Source organism: Nocardiopsis sp. LDBS0036, assembly GCF_041228755.1.
GTDB lineage: Bacteria > Actinomycetota > Actinomycetes > Streptosporangiales > Streptosporangiaceae > Nocardiopsis > Nocardiopsis dassonvillei.
This window is the reverse complement of sequence record NZ_CP141103.1, coordinates 6,374,238-6,391,499: the sequence shown is the minus strand read 5'-3', so window position 1 is coordinate 6,391,499 and position 17,262 is coordinate 6,374,238. Positions and strand designations below refer to the sequence as shown.

Annotated in this window: 16 protein-coding genes; 6 read left to right on the top strand and 10 right to left on the bottom strand. The window is 74.2% G+C overall.

The window, feature by feature from the left end:
• Positions 1-41 precede the first annotated feature (41 nt).
• Complete coding sequence (locus UIS43_RS27125; RefSeq protein WP_013152118.1) at positions 42-395, bottom strand: cupin domain-containing protein; 354 nt, start codon at positions 393-395, stop codon at positions 42-44.
• Positions 396-631: 236 nt separating this feature from the next.
• Between UIS43_RS27125 and UIS43_RS27120 the strand changes: the two genes are divergently transcribed.
• Entirely contained in the window at positions 632-1,621 is a 990-nt protein-coding gene (locus UIS43_RS27120; protein ID WP_370012052.1) for a DUF5937 family protein, read from the top strand.
• A 68-nt stretch (positions 1,622-1,689) separates the two neighbouring features.
• On the opposite strand, the gene UIS43_RS27115 is transcribed toward UIS43_RS27120, so the two are convergent.
• On the bottom strand, positions 1,690-2,328 hold the full coding sequence (locus UIS43_RS27115) for a TetR/AcrR family transcriptional regulator (RefSeq protein WP_013152116.1): 639 nt from the start codon (positions 2,326-2,328) through the stop codon (positions 1,690-1,692).
• A gap of 14 nt (positions 2,329-2,342) precedes the next feature.
• Positions 2,343-3,833, bottom strand: coding sequence for an MFS transporter (locus UIS43_RS27110; protein ID WP_013152115.1), 1,491 nt, complete (start codon positions 3,831-3,833; stop codon positions 2,343-2,345).
• 223 nt (positions 3,834-4,056) lie between these two features.
• Here UIS43_RS27110 and UIS43_RS27105 point away from each other — a divergent pair, with 223 nt between their 5' ends.
• Positions 4,057-4,812: a ZIP family metal transporter gene (locus tag UIS43_RS27105; RefSeq protein WP_013152114.1), complete on the top strand. Its 756-nt coding sequence runs from the start codon at positions 4,057-4,059 to the stop codon at positions 4,810-4,812.
• Between the two features lie 138 nt (positions 4,813-4,950).
• Here UIS43_RS27105 and UIS43_RS27100 read toward each other — a convergent pair whose 3' ends face one another.
• The gene (locus UIS43_RS27100) at positions 4,951-5,142 is read right to left on the bottom strand and encodes a DUF2795 domain-containing protein (RefSeq protein WP_013152113.1); all 192 of its coding nucleotides are present in this window, start codon (positions 5,140-5,142) and stop codon (positions 4,951-4,953) included.
• Between the two features lie 245 nt (positions 5,143-5,387).
• Between UIS43_RS27100 and UIS43_RS27095 the strand changes: the two genes are divergently transcribed.
• On the top strand, positions 5,388-6,728 hold the full coding sequence (locus UIS43_RS27095) for a DUF418 domain-containing protein (RefSeq protein WP_071621674.1): 1,341 nt from the start codon (positions 5,388-5,390) through the stop codon (positions 6,726-6,728).
• Here UIS43_RS27095 and UIS43_RS27090 read toward each other — a convergent pair.
• Positions 6,694-7,635: a hypothetical protein gene (locus tag UIS43_RS27090; RefSeq protein ID WP_013152111.1), complete on the bottom strand. Its 942-nt coding sequence runs from the start codon at positions 7,633-7,635 to the stop codon at positions 6,694-6,696. The two genes, UIS43_RS27095 and UIS43_RS27090, sit on opposite strands and share 35 nt — an antisense overlap.
• 153 nt (positions 7,636-7,788) lie before the next feature.
• On the opposite strand from UIS43_RS27090, the gene UIS43_RS27085 reads away from it, so the two are divergent.
• Entirely contained in the window at positions 7,789-8,796 is a 1,008-nt protein-coding gene (locus UIS43_RS27085; RefSeq protein ID WP_013152110.1) for an NAD(P)/FAD-dependent oxidoreductase, read from the top strand.
• A gap of 184 nt (positions 8,797-8,980) precedes the next feature.
• Here the strand turns inward: UIS43_RS27085 and UIS43_RS27080 are convergent, their stop codons facing one another.
• Positions 8,981-9,418 carry a helix-turn-helix transcriptional regulator gene (locus tag UIS43_RS27080; protein ID WP_013152109.1) on the bottom strand — a complete coding sequence of 146 codons (438 nt, stop codon included), beginning with the start codon at positions 9,416-9,418 and terminating at the stop codon, positions 8,981-8,983.
• Positions 9,419-9,606: 188 nt separating this feature from the next.
• Here UIS43_RS27080 and UIS43_RS27075 point away from each other — a divergent pair, with 188 nt between their 5' ends.
• Positions 9,607-10,728, top strand: a complete 1,122-nt coding sequence (locus tag UIS43_RS27075; RefSeq protein ID WP_041552410.1) for an NADH:flavin oxidoreductase/NADH oxidase — start codon at positions 9,607-9,609, stop codon at positions 10,726-10,728.
• A 280-nt stretch (positions 10,729-11,008) separates the two neighbouring features.
• On the opposite strand, the gene UIS43_RS27070 is transcribed toward UIS43_RS27075, so the two are convergent.
• From UIS43_RS27070 to UIS43_RS27060, 3 genes are all read right to left on the bottom strand, one after another.
• A complete protein-coding gene (locus tag UIS43_RS27070; protein WP_013152107.1) occupies positions 11,009-12,712 on the bottom strand; it encodes a bifunctional (p)ppGpp synthetase/guanosine-3',5'-bis(diphosphate) 3'-pyrophosphohydrolase in 1,704 nt (567 codons plus the stop codon).
• Between the two features lie 137 nt (positions 12,713-12,849).
• Complete coding sequence (locus tag UIS43_RS27065) at positions 12,850-13,434, bottom strand: immunity 21 family protein (protein WP_013152106.1); 585 nt, start codon at positions 13,432-13,434, stop codon at positions 12,850-12,852.
• Between the two features lie 79 nt (positions 13,435-13,513).
• Positions 13,514-14,281, bottom strand: a complete 768-nt coding sequence (locus UIS43_RS27060; RefSeq protein ID WP_013152105.1) for an enoyl-CoA hydratase/isomerase family protein — start codon at positions 14,279-14,281, stop codon at positions 13,514-13,516.
• 292 nt (positions 14,282-14,573) lie between these two features.
• Here UIS43_RS27060 and gcvH point away from each other — a divergent pair, with 292 nt between their 5' ends.
• Positions 14,574-14,969 (top strand): glycine cleavage system protein GcvH, encoded by a 396-nt coding sequence (gene gcvH, locus UIS43_RS27055; RefSeq protein WP_013152104.1) that lies wholly within the window; start codon positions 14,574-14,576, stop codon positions 14,967-14,969.
• 164 nt (positions 14,970-15,133) lie between these two features.
• Here the strand turns inward: gcvH and UIS43_RS27050 are convergent, their stop codons facing one another.
• Positions 15,134-17,101 carry a M3 family metallopeptidase gene (locus UIS43_RS27050; protein WP_370012047.1) on the bottom strand — a complete coding sequence of 656 codons (1,968 nt, stop codon included), beginning with the start codon at positions 17,099-17,101 and terminating at the stop codon, positions 15,134-15,136.
• Between the last annotated feature and the right edge of the window lie 161 nt (positions 17,102-17,262).

Here is a 17,262-nt window from a genome sequence, read left to right as displayed (position 1 = left end):
GCCGGGCCCCGGGCCCGGCGGCGCATGCTGTCCGGCCGGAGTCAGTCCTTCCACTCCTGGATCATGGTGTCGGAGGCGTGTACGCACATCACGCGCAGCCGTCCCGTGCCGGTGTTGGTGAAGCCGTGCCACACCCCGGGCTGGACGACCAGGGTGTCGCCCGCCCCGGCGGCCAACCGGCGGTCGCCGACGGCGAACGCGGCCTCGCCCTCCAGGACGGTCCACGTCTCGGTGTAGGGGTGGCGGTGCAAGCCGGGCCCCTGCCCGGGGTCGTTGTCCACGAGGAAGAACGAGATCCCCGAGCCGTGGGGGCGGCCCTCGAAGCGCAGCGTGCGCGAGCCGCCCATCCGGAGTTCGTCGGCGGGGACCACCCGGTCGTGTGTCGTGCTCTCCATGGTGCTCACTCCTCGAACCCGGTCACGGGGCGGACGTCGACGGACCAGCGGGCCGTCGGGGGGCCGTCGGGGGGCCGTCGAAGGCGTACCGGTCGGACGCCTCGGCCCCGCCGCCCGGAGCGGCGGGTTCATGGTGGTGGAGCGGTGCGGACCTCATCGCGGTGTCCCTTCACTGTGCCCGTCTCGGTGTGGCTCCACCATGGCCGGGCGGGCACGCCGCGCTCTACACTTTCGATGTGCGTCGAAACAGGGTCCGCTTCCGGATCGGGGCGGCCGACGTCTCGGCGATCCGGTTCGGCGTCTCACCGGGCCACGAACTGTGCCACGCGGTCCGGGTCCTGCTCGACCCCTCAAGCCACCCGCTCCAGTGGGGCTGGCTGCGCGCGGTGCGGGGGTCGCTGCCGAGGCGGTCGTTCGAGTACCTGGCCACGGTGATCGGCCACGAGGGTTACTTCCCCGACTTCCTCACGGCCGCCCCGTCCTGGGACATGACCCCCGAGGAGGAAGTCGAGCGCCTGCGGCGCGTGCCGCCCGAAGCCGTCCGGGCCGACCTGACCAAGGTGCTCGCGCGCTCGCGGGGGCGCCGCCACACCCTGGTGGCGGACATGTTCGCCCACCCCGAGCGCACCCGCGCGCTGGTCTCGGACGCCTGGACGGCGGTCTGGGAAGCCGCACTGGCCCCGCACTGGCCGCAGATCCGGCGTCTGCTGGGCGCGGACATCGACCTGCGGGTGCGGCGCATGGGCGCGGGCGGCGTGGCCGCGATGGTGGGCACGCTGCACGAGTCCGTGGGCTGGCACCGGGACGCGATCGAGGTCGGGATGCGCAAGCACGACGAGGACGTGGCCTGCGAGGGCAGCGGCGTGGTGCTCACGCCCTCCGTCATGAGCACGCCGCGCTGCTCGGTGCTCACCGAGCCGCCCGTGCAGCCGACGCTGTTCTACCCGGTGCACGGACTGTCGGCGTCGTGGACGCGTGAGGGCACGGCCGCCGCGCAGGCGCTGGAGGAACTGCTCGGGTCGGGGCGCGCCCGCGTCCTGCTGGCCCTGGACGGGCCCCGGTCCACGTCGGAGGTGGCCGGGGACTGCGCGATGGCGGTCTCCACGGCCTCGCACCACCTGTCGATCCTGCGGCGGTCGGGGCTGGTGGATGGTCGCCGGGAGAGCACACGGGTGATGCACGCGCGCACGCCGCTGGGCGAGGCCCTGGTGAGCGGAGGGGCCTGAGGGACGGCGGACCGGCGTGCGCTCCCCGGCGAGGAGCGCGCGCCCGGCCAGGAGACCTCGATCCCCGGTCAGCGGGCCCCGGCGCCCGGTTCCGGTTCCGCGTCCGGGGCGTGCGAAGCGTCCGGACCGGGAACCGGTGCTTCCCGGTCCGGCTCCGCGTCCCGGTCCTGTCCGGGCGCGATGGCGCTGGCCAGGTGCTCGGCGACCTGCCGGCGCAGCGGGGGCGGGAGCGTGCCGCTGGACAGCGACTCGTACAGCCACAGGCCGTCCGCCGCCAGGCGCAGCACGAACAGCTCCATCTCCTCCGGCGTCAGCGGCCCGGCGGACGGTTCGGACGTCCAGCGCCCCATCACCTCGTCCCAGGGGGCGCGCGTGGCCGGTTCGTTCGCGGTCTCCAGCAGGAGCAGCAGCTCGGCGCGCGTGGAGCTGTGCGCGGCCACGCGGGCGTAGGCCGCCAGGCGCTCGCGGGGCGTGGCCCGGTCCGCGCTCCTCCCCGCGGCCTCCGCCAGGTGGTCGTCCCAGCCCTGGGCCAGGTGTTCGTGCAGGGCCTGGAGCAGGGACTCGCGCGAGGGGAAGTGGTAGAGCAGCCCTCCCTTGGTCAGACCCGTCTCGGCCGCCACCGACTCGTAGGTCAGGGCCCTGACGCCGTCGCGCTGGACGACGCGGAAGGCCGCGTCCAGGATCTGTGTCCGGTTGCTCTTGCGCATGCTCTCCCCCGGTGTCAGTGGTCCGCGTACGCCGACGAGGACGTGCCGGGACCATGGTGGCGCAGCAGCCGCCAGGTGAGGGCCGCGCCGCACGCCAGGACCGCCGCGACCACGACCATGACCACCAGGTAGCCGGTGTCGAAGGCGGCGTGGGCCGCGGCGACCACCGCGTCGTCGCCCCCGGCCGAGGCCAGGGCGTCGGCCAGGCTCCTCCCGGCGGCTTCCGGGGCGCCCTGCGGCAGCTGGACGGCGGCCGCGTAGACGAAGGTGACCAGGCTGCCCATCAGGGCCACCGCGGTCAGGTTGCCGAACTCGTAGGAGACCTCCTCCACCGAGGAGGCCATCCCGGCGCGGCTGGCGGGCGCGTTGCCGATGATCGCCGTGGAGGCCACCGACATCGCCGCACCCAGTCCGGCGCCGGTCAGCAGCAGCCCCGCGACGAGCCAGCCGATGCCCGTCTGGAAGCCCAGGAGCGAGACGACCACACCCGCCACGCCCGCGGCGAGACCTCCCGCGATCAGGGGCAGCAGGCCGGTCCGGTGCAGGAACGCCCCGCCCAGCAGCGCGGTCGGCAGCGAACCCGCCGCCACGGCGGCCACCAGCAGCCCGGCCTCCAGCGGCGTGAAGCCCACGACCAGCTGGAAGCGCTGGGTGGTGACGAGCTGGATGCCGCCGATGGCGAACATCGAGAACGCCGCGGCCAGCACACCGGAGGTGAAGGCGGGGTTGCGGAAGACCCCGAAGTCCAGCAGCGGGTCCTCCAGACGGCGCTGGCGGCGCGTGAACAGGACGAAGGCCACCACGGCCACGACCACGGCGGCGGCGAAGAGCGGCCAGCGCGGCGGCGTGTGCGCCAGCTCCTTGATCGCCAGCACCGAGGCGACCAGCCCGGCCATGGCCTGGAGCGAGGAGACCAGGTCCCAGTGCTTGCCGGGGTCGGGGACGTTGGGCGGCGCGATCAGCGCGGTCGCCACCAGCGCCGCGATGACCACGGGCACGTTGAGGAGGAAGACCGACCCCCACCAGAAGAACTCCAGCAGGACCCCGCCCACGATCGGCCCCAGCGCGCCGCCGACCACCGAGACGCTGCCCCAGACCGCGATGGCGATGTTGCGTTCGCGCTCGATGGGGAAGGCGATCCTGATCAGCGCCAGGGTGGCGGGCATCATCGCCGCCGCGCCCACCGCCAGCAGCGCGCGCGAGGCGATGAGGACCCAGGCCGTGGGGGAGAACGCGGCGACCAGCGAGGCCAGGCCGAAGACCACCAGCCCGACCACGAACATGCGCACGTGGCCGATCCGGTCGCCCAGCGTGCCGCTGCCCAGCAGCAGACCAGCCATGACCACCGGGTAGGCGTTGATGATCCACAGGCTCTGCGCGCCCGTCGCCCCCAGTTGAGCGGTCAGGGTCGGCAGGGCGGTGTACAGGATCGTGTTGTCCACGGTGACGAGCAGCAGTCCGGCCGCCACGGTCACCAGCAGCAGCCACCGGCGTGTCGCCGTCATGGCCGTCGCGTGCGTCTGATGTGAGCCCATGGGCCGAAATTTACCTTACGTCCGGTACAGTTTCGCGCCCGCGCCCCCGGGTGCGGACGGGCCGTCTTCCCTGGCGCGCGGGCGTTCGCGGACCTGAGGGGCGCGCCGCGCGGCACCCGGCGCCCCTTCCTGCTACCACCCGTGAGGGAAGGCGTGCTGTTCGGCTGTGCGCCGGTAGCGGGAGGGGCTGGGAATGTCGGGAGTGGTGGAGGCGGGCGCCTGGGGGCTGCTGGCCGGGTCTGCGCTGCTGGTGGGCGCGGTGCTGGGGTACGCCCTGCGGATTCCGCGCCCGGTGGTCGCCTCGGTGATGGCCTTCGGCGCCGGGGTGCTGCTGTCGGCGGTCTCGTTCGAGCTGATCGCCGAGGCGCACGCGGAGGCCGGGCTGGTCCCGGCGGTGGTCGGCACCCTCGCGGGCGCGGGCGCCTACACCGTGGGCAACATCGCGCTGGCCCGGCGGGGGGCGCGGCACCGCAAGCGTTCCGACCAGCCCGGGAAGCAGCCTTCGGAGGGCCAGCAGGCCGGGTCGGGCCTCGCGCTGGCGCTGGGGGCGCTGCTGGATGGCGTTCCGGAGTCGGCGGTCATCGGCGTCGGCCTGGCCCAGGGCGGCGCGGTCAGCATGGTGACCGTGGCGGCGGTGTTCATCAGCAACATCCCCGAGGGGCTGTCCAGCTCGGCGGGGATGCGGCGGGCGGGTCGCGGCAAGGGGTACGTCTTCGGCGTGTGGGGGGCCATCGCCGCCGCCAGCATGGTCTCCGCCATGGTGGGCTACGCCGTGGTGGGCGGGCTGCCCGCGTTCGTGGTGGCGACGGTGACGGCCGTGGCGGCCGGGGCCATCCTGGCCATGATCGCCGACACGATGATCCCCGAGGCCTTCGAGGACACCCACCTGGCCATCGGCGTCATCACCGTCTGCGGGTTCCTGGTCTCCTTCGCGCTCTCCCACGCCTGAGCGGCGGGGGCGAAGGCGGGGGCGCGGGGCGCGGGGCGAGGCCGTCGGGTGCGGGCACGGGGCCCGGTGGCTGTCGGCGGGGGTGCCGGGGAGCCGCGCGGGTCGGCGGCTTCCCGGCTGCCCCGGCCGGCGGCGCCGCTACTCGCCGAAGAGGGCCTTCTGCACGTCGTCGGGGCCGTCGAACCGGCTCGTACCGGCGTCGGACAGCTTCTGGACCAGGTCGTCGCCCGCACCGTTGCCCTTCGCCAGCGACACCAGGTCGTCGCGGCTGGCGGGGTAGTCGGCGCCCTTGAGCGCCTTCTGCAGTTCGATGGGGTTGAGGTCGGCCATGGGTTCCTCCCGGGTTCGCGTGCTCGTGCGGCGGACTCCCGTCGGCTACCCGGACGGCGCGCGCGGGAATACCACCGGAGGGCAAAGAGGGGGCGTCCCCGCGCCCGTCGCGCCGGCGGTGGCCGGACGTCGGGGTCCGGGGACCGGCCGCCTCCGTCTCCCGGACCGGGGAAGCGGCCGAACGGCGACGCGACCGGGCCGATCGGCCGAGGCCGCGGACCGGGCCCGGTTCCTAGGGTCGCGGTATGCGCGGATCCACGGACGAAGAGGAACACGGCGGCGCCGGGGGCGCGGCACGGTACCGGAGGCGACAGGACGGCGACGGCCCCGGCGGCGCGGGACGCGCCCCGCGCGGCGGCGTCCTGCCGGGTGAGCGCGCGCTGGCCCCGGACCTGGCGCGCGGGATGATGCTGCTGCTCATCGTGCTGTCCAACACCGCGTTCCACCTGTGGGCGGCCCAGCACGGACCCTCCGGCTGGCACCCGGTGGACGGCTCGTGGCTGGACCGGGCGGTCCGGTTCGCCATGATCGTCGGCCTGGACCTGCGCGCCTATCCCCTGTTCGCCTTCCTGTTCGGCTACGGGATGATGCAGCTGTTCCTGCGCCAGAGGGCGCACGGGACCTCCGAACGCACGGCCGTGGCGCTGCTGCGCCGACGCGGTCTGTGGCTGGTCGTGTTCGGGTTCGCGCACGCCGCCCTGCTCATGGCGGGCGACATCATCGGCTCCTACGGGGTGGCGAGCCTAGTGCTGGTGTGGCTGTTCATCCGGCGCGGGGACCGGGTCCTGCTGGCGGGGGCGGCGGTGTTCGCCCTGCTCATCGCGGTTCCCGCCGCACAGGCGGCGTGGAGCCTGGCGGCGCACGGGCTGGAGGGCGTCGGCGGCGCGGGGGCCGAGCCGTCCTACCTGGCCTACGCCGCCCAGGAGGAGGACCCGCTGGCGGCGGCGGGCACACGGCTGCTCACCTGGGCGTTCGTCACCCTGGCGGGCGGCCTGCTGTCCTTCGGCGGGTTCGCCATGATCCTGCTGGGCTTCTGGGCGGCGCGGCGGCGCGTCCTGGAGGAGCCGCACCGCCACCTGCGGCTGCTGGGCTGGACGGCGGCGGTGGGGATACCGGTCGGCTGGCTGGGCGGGCTGCCGTCGGCGCTGGTCCACGCGGGGCTGGTGGGGGCCGCCCCGGGCGCGGTCGGGGACGGGGGACCGCTGCCCGCGGTCCAGGCCGCCACGGGGCTGGCCTGCGGGCTGGGCTACGTCGCGCTGTTCGCCCTGGCCGCGCATGGACTGTCGCGACGGGGCGGCGTCGGCCGGACCGGCGCGGGCCGGGCGGTGACCGCGGTCGCGGCGCTGGGCAGGCGCTCCATGTCGGGTTACATGGCCCACTCGCTGCTCTTCTCCCCGCTGCTCGCCGCCTGGGGCCTGGGGCTGGGCGCCCACCTCAACAGCGCGTCCATGGCGGCGTTCGCGCTGGCCGTGTGGCTGGTCACGGTCGTGGCGGCCTACGCCCTGGAGCGCGCCGGCCGCCCCGGCCCGGCCGAGTATCTGCTCCGTCGGCTCATCTACCGCCGGACCCGCCCGGGGCGGCGGTAGACGCGCCCTCCCGGTTCCGGAACCCGGCCAGCTGGTCGCGCAGGACCCCGTAGGTGGGGGCCAGGTCCCGTAGAACCGCGGCGGCCGCGCCGTCGTCGCCGGTGACGAGTGGGTACTGCAACGATCCGACCAGGCGGGCCTGCCCGGTCAGGGTCGCGGCCGCGTCCGCGTGGCCGACGCCGCGCAGGCAGGCCGCCGCGTCCGCCAGGCGCCGGGCGCCGACCCGGACCGCGAAGCCGACCAGGTGGCCGCGCAGCTCAGGGTCGCAGCCGCGCCCGACCAGGTCCGCGAGGGCCAGTGCCGCGTCGCCGTTGGCTCCGCCGAGCCAGTCGACCGCCCGGGGGACGGCCGCGCCGACCGCCCGGGCCGCGTCGACCCGTCCGACCCGGGTGAACTCGGTGCGCATGGTGTACGGCTCGGCGTAGGCGACGCTCTCGGCCCGCCAGGCGGCGGCGAAGGCGGCCCGCGGCAGCCGCGCGTAGGGGTGGCCCTGCGGGTCGTGCAGCGTCACGTGGGTGTCGTCGGCGCCGAGCACGACGACGTAGTGGTCCGCCCCGATCGGCCCGGTCATGCCGGGCTGGTGGCGCAGGTGGCCCATCTCGACGGGGCCGACCATGACCGGCCCCTCGTCCAGGGCCGCGATGAGACGGCCGAACGCGGTGTCGGCGTCGCCGCCGCTGGTGGTCCGCGCCGTCCAGCCCAGGGCGGTCAGCGCCTCGTCCACACCGATGCCGGGGTTCCAGCCGCACGGGTCGAAGAAGGCGAGCCCGTCCTCCAGTTGGACGCCGAAGGGGCTGCCGGTGACCGTCTCGACCACCGCGGCGTCGGGCGCGTCCCCACCCAGCATCATGACCAGGCAGTTGGAGTAGCAGTAGGGCCCCGAACCGCGGTACCACGTATCCGTCATCGCGCCAGGATGCCGTTTTTCCCGGGAGAACACCACCGGCGCGCGGCGGTCCGCGGCCGTGGCCCGGGGGCCCGCGGTCCTCTGGACCACCCCGTTTTTGCCGGTTCGGCAAAGGACTTTGGCAACGCGGCGCCGCGGCCGCATCGTGGCGGTATGAGCGAGAACGAGTTGGTACCGGCATCCGGTGAGGCGTGGGACGTCGTGGTGGTCGGGGGCGGTGCGGCGGGACTGTCGGCCGCGCTGACGCTGGCCCGGGTCCGCCGTTCGGTGCTGGTCGTCGACGCCGGGGAACCGCGCAACGCCCCGGCGGCCGGGGCGCACGGCCTGCTGTCCCGGGACGGGATCCCGCCGCTGGAACTGCTCCGGCTGGGGCGCGAGGAGGTCGCCTCCTACGGCGGGCGGATCGTGTCCGGCCGCGTCGCGGGCGTGCGCCGGGAGGACGGGAACCTGGTGGTGAGCACCGAGGACGGGGGCCGCGCGGCGGCCCGGCGGCTGCTGTTGACCACGGGGCTGGTGGACGAGCTGCCCGACGTCCCCGGCCTCGCCCGGCTGTGGGGTCGGGACGTGGTGCACTGCGTGTACTGCCACGGCTGGGAGGTGCGCGACACGGCCGTCGGGGTGCTGGGGACCGGGCCGGGGTCGTTCCACCAGGCGCTGATGTTCCGGCAGCTGTCGTCGCGGGTGACGCTGTTCCTGCACAACGGCGTGGACCTGGGCGACGAGCAGTGGGAGCAGCTGGCCGCGCTGGGCGTCGGCGTGGTCGAGGGCGGGGTCCGCGGCCTGGAGGTCGACGACCGGGACCGGCTGGCGGGCGTGCGTCTGGCCTCCGGCAAGGAGATCGCGGTGGACACGCTGGCGGTGGCGCCGCGGTTCACCGCCCGCGCGGACTTCCTCTCCGACCTGGGACTGGCGTTGACGGAGCACCCGACCGGGATGGGCGCGCAGCTGGCCGTGGAGGCGGGCGGGTTCACCGGCGTCGAGGGGGTGTGGGCCGCGGGCAACGTCGCCGACGTGACGGCGAACGTCCCGGTCGCGGCGGCGTCGGGGACGCAGGCGGGGGCAGCGCTCAACGCGGATCTGATCGCCGCCGACGCGGGGGCGGCCGCGGCGGCGCGCGCCGCCCTCGGCACCACGGAGGCGCGGGGGCGCGTCGCGGACTGAACCCTCCCCGCCCGACCGGGGGCGCCGGACCGTCCTCCGGCGCCCCCGGAGGGCGGGGCCCTCACCCGGCCAGAACACGCTCACGGCACCGCTGCCCAGGAGACGGCGCCACTGCTTCGAAGGAGGGATCAGCCGGGCGGGCCCGTGGCCCGCCGACCGTGGCCGCCCGCCCTGCCCCTTCCGCTCAGGAAGCCGGGCCGGAGGGGCTCACCCCGGCGGCGGCCCCGTCAGGGCTTCCCCCGGCGGAATCGCTGGCGGCGGACCCACCGGCGGCGTCGCCCTCGGCGATGTGCGCGGCCCGCAGGACCGCCTCCAGGAGTCCGGGCATGCGCGCACCGAGGTCCTCCGTACGCAGACAGCTCATGCGCGAGGTGCCCTCGTAGTACTGGCGGATGACCCCCGCCTCGCGCAGCACGCGGAAGTGGTGGGTGGAGGTGGACTTGCTCACCGGCAGTTCGAAGGCGATGCAGGCCATGTCGTCGTGGCCCCGGGCCAGTTCGCGCACGATGCGCAGGCGCACGGGGTCGGCCAGGGCGTGCATGACCGTCTCCACCCGGATCTCCTCGGCGGGCGGGTGTTCCAGTTGCCGACCGCTTCGGACCCTTCGTTCCCTGCCGGGCATGCCATGACCTCCGCTGCCGTGCGCCGTGCGACTTCCACCACAAAGTACGAGGACGGTCGTAGTTTGACAATCCTCGTAGTACGTTGCTTACCGTAGTACGACATCCATCGTATTAGAGTTCGGCCTCCGTGCGCCGGACCCGCTCCCCGATGGACACCGACCACTTGCCGCAGACGGAAGGACACCCCTTGAGCACGCTGTTCACCCCCTTGAAGCTGAGGTCGCTGGAGATCCCCAACCGCGTGTGGATGTCCCCGATGTGCATGTACTCGGCCGCCTCCGAAGGGCCCGACGCCGGCGCCCCGACCGACTTCCACCTCGCGCACCTGGCCGACCGGGCCGCGGGCGGGGCCGGTCTGGTCATGGTCGAGGCCACCGGCGTGCGGCCCGACGGGCGGATCAGCCCCTGGGACCTCGGCCTGTGGAACAGCCGCCAGCAGGAGGCCTTCAAACGCGTGACCTCCGCGATCAGCGCCCACGGCGCGGTACCGGCCATCCAGCTCGCGCACGCCGGGCGCAAGGCCTCGACGGACAAGCCCTGGCTGGGCGGACAGTACGTCCCCGAGTCCGAGGGCGGCTGGCCGACGGTGGGTCCCGGCACTGAGGCCTTCCCCGGCTACCCCGCGCCGGTCGAGCTGACCGCCGACGGGATCCGGCAGCTGGTCCGAGACTTCGCGGCTTCGGCCGAGCGGGCGCTGGCCGCCGGGTTCCAGGTGGCCGAGGTGCACGGCGCGCACGGTTACCTGCTGCACTCCTTCCTGTCGCCCGCCACCAACCACCGCACCGACGAGTACGGCGGCAGCCCCGAGAACCGGATGCGCTTCGCGCTGGAGGTCGTCGAGGCCGTGCGCGAGGTGTGGCCCGAGCACCTGCCCGTGTTCTTCCGCACCTCGGCCACCGACTGGCTGACGGAGAACGAGGCCGACGAGCGCGAGGGCTGGACCGGCGAGGACACCGTCCTGCTCGCCAAGGAGCTCCAGGCCCGGGGCGTGGACCTCCTCGACGTGTCCACCGGAGGCCTGGTCGCCGACGCCCTCATCCCCGTGGGCCCGAACTACCAGGTGCCCTTCGCCGAGCGGGTCCGCGGTGCCACCGGCCTGCCCACCGGCGCGGTCGGAGCGATCACCGAACCCGCCCAGGCCGAGGAGATCGTCGCCTCGGGCCGCGCCGACGCGGTGTTCCTGGGACGGCAGCTGCTGCGCGAGCCCTACTGGGCCCACCGCGCCGCGGAGGAGCTGGGCGCCGACTCGCACTGGCCCGAGCAGTACGGCTACGCGGTCGGCCGCCCGCGCGTCGCCAGCGGGGCCTGAACCGGGCGGGTCCGGGCCGCGCGGCCCGGACCACACGGCTCCGGGTCCGCCGCACAGGAGGAACCCGTCGGAAGCGCCGAAGGCCCCGCGCGGGCTCCGGCGTGACCGGTGCCGGGAGCGGACTTCCCCTGCGCTCCCGGCACCGGGGAACCCGTTCGTGGGCGGCGCCCGTGACGGGCGCCGCCCACGAACGCGTCAGCCGTAACCGCTCCGGGCGTCCCGGGACCCCCGGGACGCCCGGAGCGCCGTCCCGGCCCGACCGCCATCAGGACGGCCGTACTCAGGCCGACGCCGGAAGGAGGGCGGCCACGTCCTCGGAGCTGACCTGCTCGTAGCCCAGGGCCACGTACAGCTCCTCCAGGGACGGGTACCCCGAACGGCGCGCCACCCCGGTCATCGCCCCCGACGACTCGGCCTCGATGAGCCGGTCCGCCCCCACCAGGGCGATCATCCGCTCCCGGCCGGTGTGCTCCGCCTGCTCGTGGGCGCGCGTGCGGTGCCAGGCGGCGATCGCGACCCGCGCCCTGCCGGTCCTGACCGAGTCCAGCCACCCGCGGTCGGGGGCGGGCACGGACTTGGTGATGATGTGCACCGTCTCCCCTTCGCGGACCCGGGTCGCGGGGCTGACCAGGCGGCCGTCGATGGCCGCCGCCGAGTAGCGGTCGCCGGTGTCGGCGCCGAGCGCGTAGGCCACGTCGACCGGTGTGGCGCCCTCGGGGAGGGTGAGGACCTGGCCCTGCCCGGTGAGCACGGTGATGCTGTCGGCGAGGTCGGTGCGCACGCCCTCCAGGAGTTCCTCGGCCGAGGCCTGCTCCTGCCACCCGAGCAGCCGGGTCAGCCACTCCGGGTCGGTGGTGCGCTCGGTGGTCAGGCGGCCGTCCCTGCCGGTGGCCTGGCGGATGTCGGCGATGATGCCGTACTCGGAGACCTGCTGGGCGTGGGAGTCGCAGATGATGATCTGCACGCGGCGGCCGGACTCGGTGAGGACGGTGGTGTGCAGCGCCCGGTACAGGTTGTACCGGGGGGTGGCGATGAAGTCGCGGAACTTGGCCGGGTAGGGCTTCCACCTGCCGTGGACCGCCCCCAGGGCCAGGTAGGCGTTGCGCTCGTCGCCCTTGACGACGACCACGTACCGGACGGTGTCCAGCGGGTCGGGGTCGCCGGTCAGGCCGGTTCCGGAGGTGAACACCGAGTACGGGTGGCGGGAGCGCACCTCCACCCGCGCCTTGACGCGGAAGGAGGCCAGGCCGTCGCGCAGGGAGACGCGCAGCGCGTCGATCTCGTGGGCGCAGCCCTCGCGGACCCGGGCCACCCGCGTGCTGACCCGTTCGAAGTCCTCACCCTCCAGGTACTCGAAGCACAGGTCCTCCAGGTCGCGCTTGAGCCGGTACACCCCCAGCCGCTCCGCGAGGGGGATGAGGAGCTCCCGGGTGCCCTGGGCGATCTTGACGCGCTTGTGCGGGGGCTGGAACTGGAGGGTGCGCAGGTTGTGGAGCCGGTCGGCGAGCTTGATCAGCAGCACGCGCAGGTCGTCGCGGGCGGCCACCACCATCTTGCGGAAGGTCTCCCCCGCCGCCGCGCTGCCGTACATGGACCGGTCCACCTTGGTGACGCCGTCCACCATGACCCCGACCTCGGTGCCGAACTCCGCCGCGAGGTGGGCCAGGCTGAACGGGGTGTCCTCCACCGTGTCGTGCAGGAGGGCGGCGACCAGCGTCGCGGTGTCCAGGCCCATCTCGGCGAGGATGGTGGCCACGGCGACCGGGTGGATGATGAACGGCTCGCCGCTCTTGCGCTTCTGCTCCTTGTGCAGGTGCTCGGCCACGGCGTAGGCCCGGCTCAGCAGCGCCACGTCGGCCCTGGGGTACCAGCGCTGGTGTTCCCTGACCAGGGCCCGGACCCGGTCGGCGGGGGTGGAGGTGGCCTTGGCCGCGTTGAGCCCCTGCCACCACTGGGTGGACGCCGTCACATCGGGTGCGCCCATCGCGACCCCCTGTCCGCACACTGATCCGAGTCCGAACAGTGTAGTGACCGGCGGCCGCCGTGGGACCGGGAATCCGGAGTCCGCGCTCCCAGACGCCGCACGCACCATCGGCCGCGGGCCCGTGACCGGGCCCGGCCTCAAAGGTCCCCGGCAGGCAGGAGCCGCACCAGGCTGACCTGAGTCCCCTCGTCGGTCCGGGCGTGGGCGGCGCTCACTCTCCACCGACCGGCGGGCAGCGGGACAGGAGCACGCTCGGGCGACCCTTCTCCGGGGTGGACGGTGTCTGGAGAGGACCCCGGAGTGACGGAGTCCATGAGGACGACGGGGCCGTCCGTCACCCAGACACCGCACTCCTCCCATTCCACGGCGGAATCGGCCAGGACCGCCTCGGCCGCGGCTCTCAGGTCGGCCTCGGAGTCGGCGGCGATCCAGCGCAGGAAAGCACGGTGCTCAGGCAGGTAACAGCCGGGGTCGGGGCCGTCCCCCAGGACCAGTGCCCGCCCGTCGCCGTCTCCCACGGCGATCACCCCGGCCAGGCCGTCCACGGTGCAGGCCCGGTCGTAGTCGTCAGGGGTGTCCGTCTCCCCCCAGATCATCCCCGTCTCGGTACAGCCCTCCCACGCGGGCAGCAGGGAGACGGGGATGGCGAGCAGCGGGCCGCCCATGGACTCGATCCACGTAAGGGAGCTACGGGGCTCGTTGGCTCCGATCCGAGAACTCATGGCACCGAGTGTGTCCCCGGCCAGCGACAGTCCAGCCACGGTCGTCGGTGCCCCTGCCGTGTCCGCGTGGCCGCCGCGGCTACTCGCCGGTGAAGGAGGGCCTGACCCGGGCCAGGGAGGCGCTGACCCCGGCCTCGTGGTCCTTGGTGCCGAGCTGCTTGTTCTGCTCGACGATCTCCCGGTCCAGGGCGGCGGGCAGCGCGGCGAGCAGGTCGGCGCGGAGCGTGGCCTTCATCGAGCGCACGGTCAGCGGGGCGGAGGCGGCGATACGGTGGGCGTGGTCCACGGCCGCCGACCGCAGGGCGGCCTCGTCCACCAGCAGGTCGGCCAGGCCGATGGCGTGGGCCTCGGTGCCGGTGACCCGGCGGGCGGTGTAGAACATGTCGGCGGCCTTCTGGCGGCCGACGATCGCGGGCAGGGACACGCTCAGCCCGAAGCCCTGGTGCAGGCCCAGGAGACCGAAGTTGGCGTGGAAGCGGGTGGAGGGCGCGGCCACCCGGAAGTCCGCCGCGCAGGCCAGGCCCAGGCCGCCGCCCACCGCCGCGCCCTGGACGGCGGCGACCACGGGCACCGGCAGGGCGAACAGGCGCAGCGCCTCACCGTAGATGGCGCTGAGGGTCCGGACCGGGGTGTCGCCGACCCCGCCCGCCGCGAAGTCCACCCCGGCGCAGAAGTTCTTGCCCTCCGAGCACACCACGAGGGCGCGGCGGTCCCCGGTGGCGACCAGTTCCTCGGCGGTGTCCGCCAGCTCCTTGAGGAGGGCGTGGTCGAAGTGGTTGTTGGGCGGTCGGTGGATCTCCAGGACGGCGACATGGCCGTCGAGGCGGACGGACAGTTCCTCGCTCATCGGACGCCTTCCCGTGCGTTCGGTGTGACCGGCCACGATGTTACCGCCGAGTAGGACAACCGCGGGCGACCGCCCCCTCCCGAACGCGCGTGCGACGCGAAACGGACGAACCGGGCACTGGGATTCACCCGCACCACGCGCGCGGCGTGCGGCCGAAGCCGACGGCCGACTCCCCTCCCCCGGTTGCGCCAAAGGCGCCCACGCGCGCCCGCCGGTCCAGCACACTGGCCTTGCCGGTCGCCCAGCAGCGGCGATCGCGCTTCGAAGACGCGAAGACACGAAGGGTTCTGCCATGGCCAGCATTCCGGGCGACCTGCTCTACACCACGACCCACGAATGGGTCCGCCGGGAGCCCGGCGGCACGGTCTCCGTCGGACTGACCGACTTCGCCCAGCGGCAACTGGGCGACGTGGTCTTCCTGGAGCTGCCCGGAGCCGGGGACAGCTTCGACGCCGAGGAGGCGGTGGGCACGGTGGAGTCGGTCAAGGCCGTGTCGGAGTTCTACGCGCCGTTCGGATGCGAGGTGGTCGAGGTCAACACCGAACTCGCGGAGGAACCCGAGCAGGTCAACGACGACCCCTACGACTGCTGGCTCTACCGGGCCCGGCCCTCGGACCCGGGGGCGGTGGACGGGCTGCTCGACGCCGAGGCCTACGCGGAGCTGCTCCGGGAGGAGGCCGAGGAGTAGGGCTCGTCGGCGGGCCCGCATCCTCTCCTCCGCGGGCCCGTCGAAGGCCCCGCCGGTCGGCGGCCCGCCCCTGCCGGGGCCCGGCCGCGCGGTCGGCGGCCGGGCCCGCGGGACACGGACCGCAGGGGCCGGGCGCACCGCCTCCCGGTGCGCCCGGCCCCGGGTCAGACCAGCCCGCGGCGGACCAGCAGGGGCTCCATCCGGGGCTCACGGCCCAGGAAGTCGCGGACCGCCTCCATGGGGTCCACACCGCCGCCCACGGACAGCACCCTCTCCCGGAAGCGGTCCCCGCCCTCCCGGGTGAGGCCGCCGTTCTCGGTGAACCACTCCACGCTCTCGGCGTCCAGGACCTCGCTCCACACGTAGGAGTAGTAGCCCGCGCTGTAGCCGTTGGCGAACACGTGCATGAAGTACGCCGACCGGTAGCGCGGACGGACCAGGGGGTGCAGGGCCCCCGCCGCCTCCAGGGCGCGCGCCTCGAAGGAGGCCGGGTCCCCCACGGCCTCGCCCGGGGCCAGGCGGTGCCACGACCAGTCCAGGAGCGCCGCGGCCAGGTACTCGAAGGTCGCGAAGCCCTGGTTGAACTGGCGGGCGGCCGTCAGGCGCTCCACGAGTTCGGCGGGCACCGGCTCACCGGTCTCGTGGTGGCGGGCGTAGTGGGACAGGACCTCCGGCCAGGTCGCCCACATCTCGTTCACCTGGGAGGGGAACTCCACGAAGTCGCGCGGCACGCTCGTGCCCTGCACGCGCGGGAACCGCACGGCCGACAGCAGCCCGTGCAGGGCGTGGCCGAACTCGTGGAAGGCCGTCTCGACCTCGTCGAAGGTGAGCAGGGTGGGGCCCGAGGCAGGCTTGGTGATGTTGAGGTTGTTCACCACCACCGGCCGCTCGTCCAGCAGGAAGGACTGGTCGACCAGGTTGTGCATCCACGCGCCGCCGCGCTTGGTCGGTCTGGCGTAGGGGTCCAGCAGGAACAGCCCCAGGGGCGAGCCGTCCCGGTCGAACACCTCCCACACCCGCACGTCCTCGTGGTAGCCGCGCAGGTCGGGCCGCTCGGCGAAGGTGATCCCGTACAGCAGCGTCGCGGCGTGGAAGACGCCGTCCCGGACCACCCTGCCGAGTTCGAAGTAGGGGCGCAGGACGCTGTCGTCGAAGTCGTAGCGCTCCCTGCGCACCTGCTCGGCGTAGAAGGGCCAGTCCCAGGGCTCGATGTCGTGCCCGGCGTGCTCGGCCAGGGCCCGGGCCTCCTTCTCGACGTTGCGCCGGGCGGGTCCGACGAGCTGGCCGAGCCGCTCCTCGACCGCGTCGACGGTCTTGGCGGTCTGGTCCGCGACCGTGTAGGCCGCGTGGTCGGGGTAGCCGAGCAGCGCGGCCCGCTCGGCGCGCAGGACGGCCATGCGCGCGGCGATGTCGAGGTTCTCGGGGGCGCGCTCGGCGCTCAGGGTGTAGAGCCGCTCACGGGTGGCGCGGTTGGTGAGCTGGGCCAGCGCGGGCTGCACGGTGGTGTTGAGCAGGGGCAGGACGTACTCCCCGTCCCGCTCGATCGCGCTGATGTGCGCCTCGTCCAGGCCGTCGAGGTCGGAGACGTCGCCGGTGACGAGGGAGGCCTCGCGGGTGGCCCGGACCACGTTGCGGGAGAACTCGGTGCTCAGTCCGGCGAGTTCGGTGTTGAGCTCGCGCAGCCGGGCCTGCTGGTCGTCGTCCAGGTCGGCGCCCGCCTTGACGAAGTCGAGGCGGTACCGCTCCAGCAGCCAGGCCTCCTGCGGGTCGGAGGCGGTGACCTGCCGCACGCGCTCCCACAGGTCCCGGTTCAGCGAGATGGCGTCCCGGTGCTGTGCGGCCCTCGGGGCGATCTCCCGCTCGATCTCCTCGATGCCGTCGGTGGCGTCGGAACCGGCCAGGGTGTGCAGGACGGTCTCCACCCTGGCCAGGAGCGCGCCGGAGCGCTCCAGTGCCGCGATGGTGTTGTCGAAGGTCGGGGGCCGCGGGTCGCGGACGATCGCGTCCACCTCGGCGAGGTGCTCGGCCACGCCCTTGTCGAACGCGGGCAGGAAGTGCTCCTCGCGGATGGCCGCGAAGTCGGGGAGCCGGTAGGGAAGCTCGCTCGGGGACAGGAACGGGTTGTCGGTCAAGGATCGTGCTCCTCGTTCGTCGTTACCGGCCCCGCTCCCCCGCGGTGGTGCGCGGCGGAGCTGTGGAACACGCGCCGGACTCCGCGGCGTCAGGGTTCTCGGCCGGGCGGGCTCCGGTGCTCGGGGCGCTCGTGCTGTTCTACCTTGCTCCCCGCCCCGTG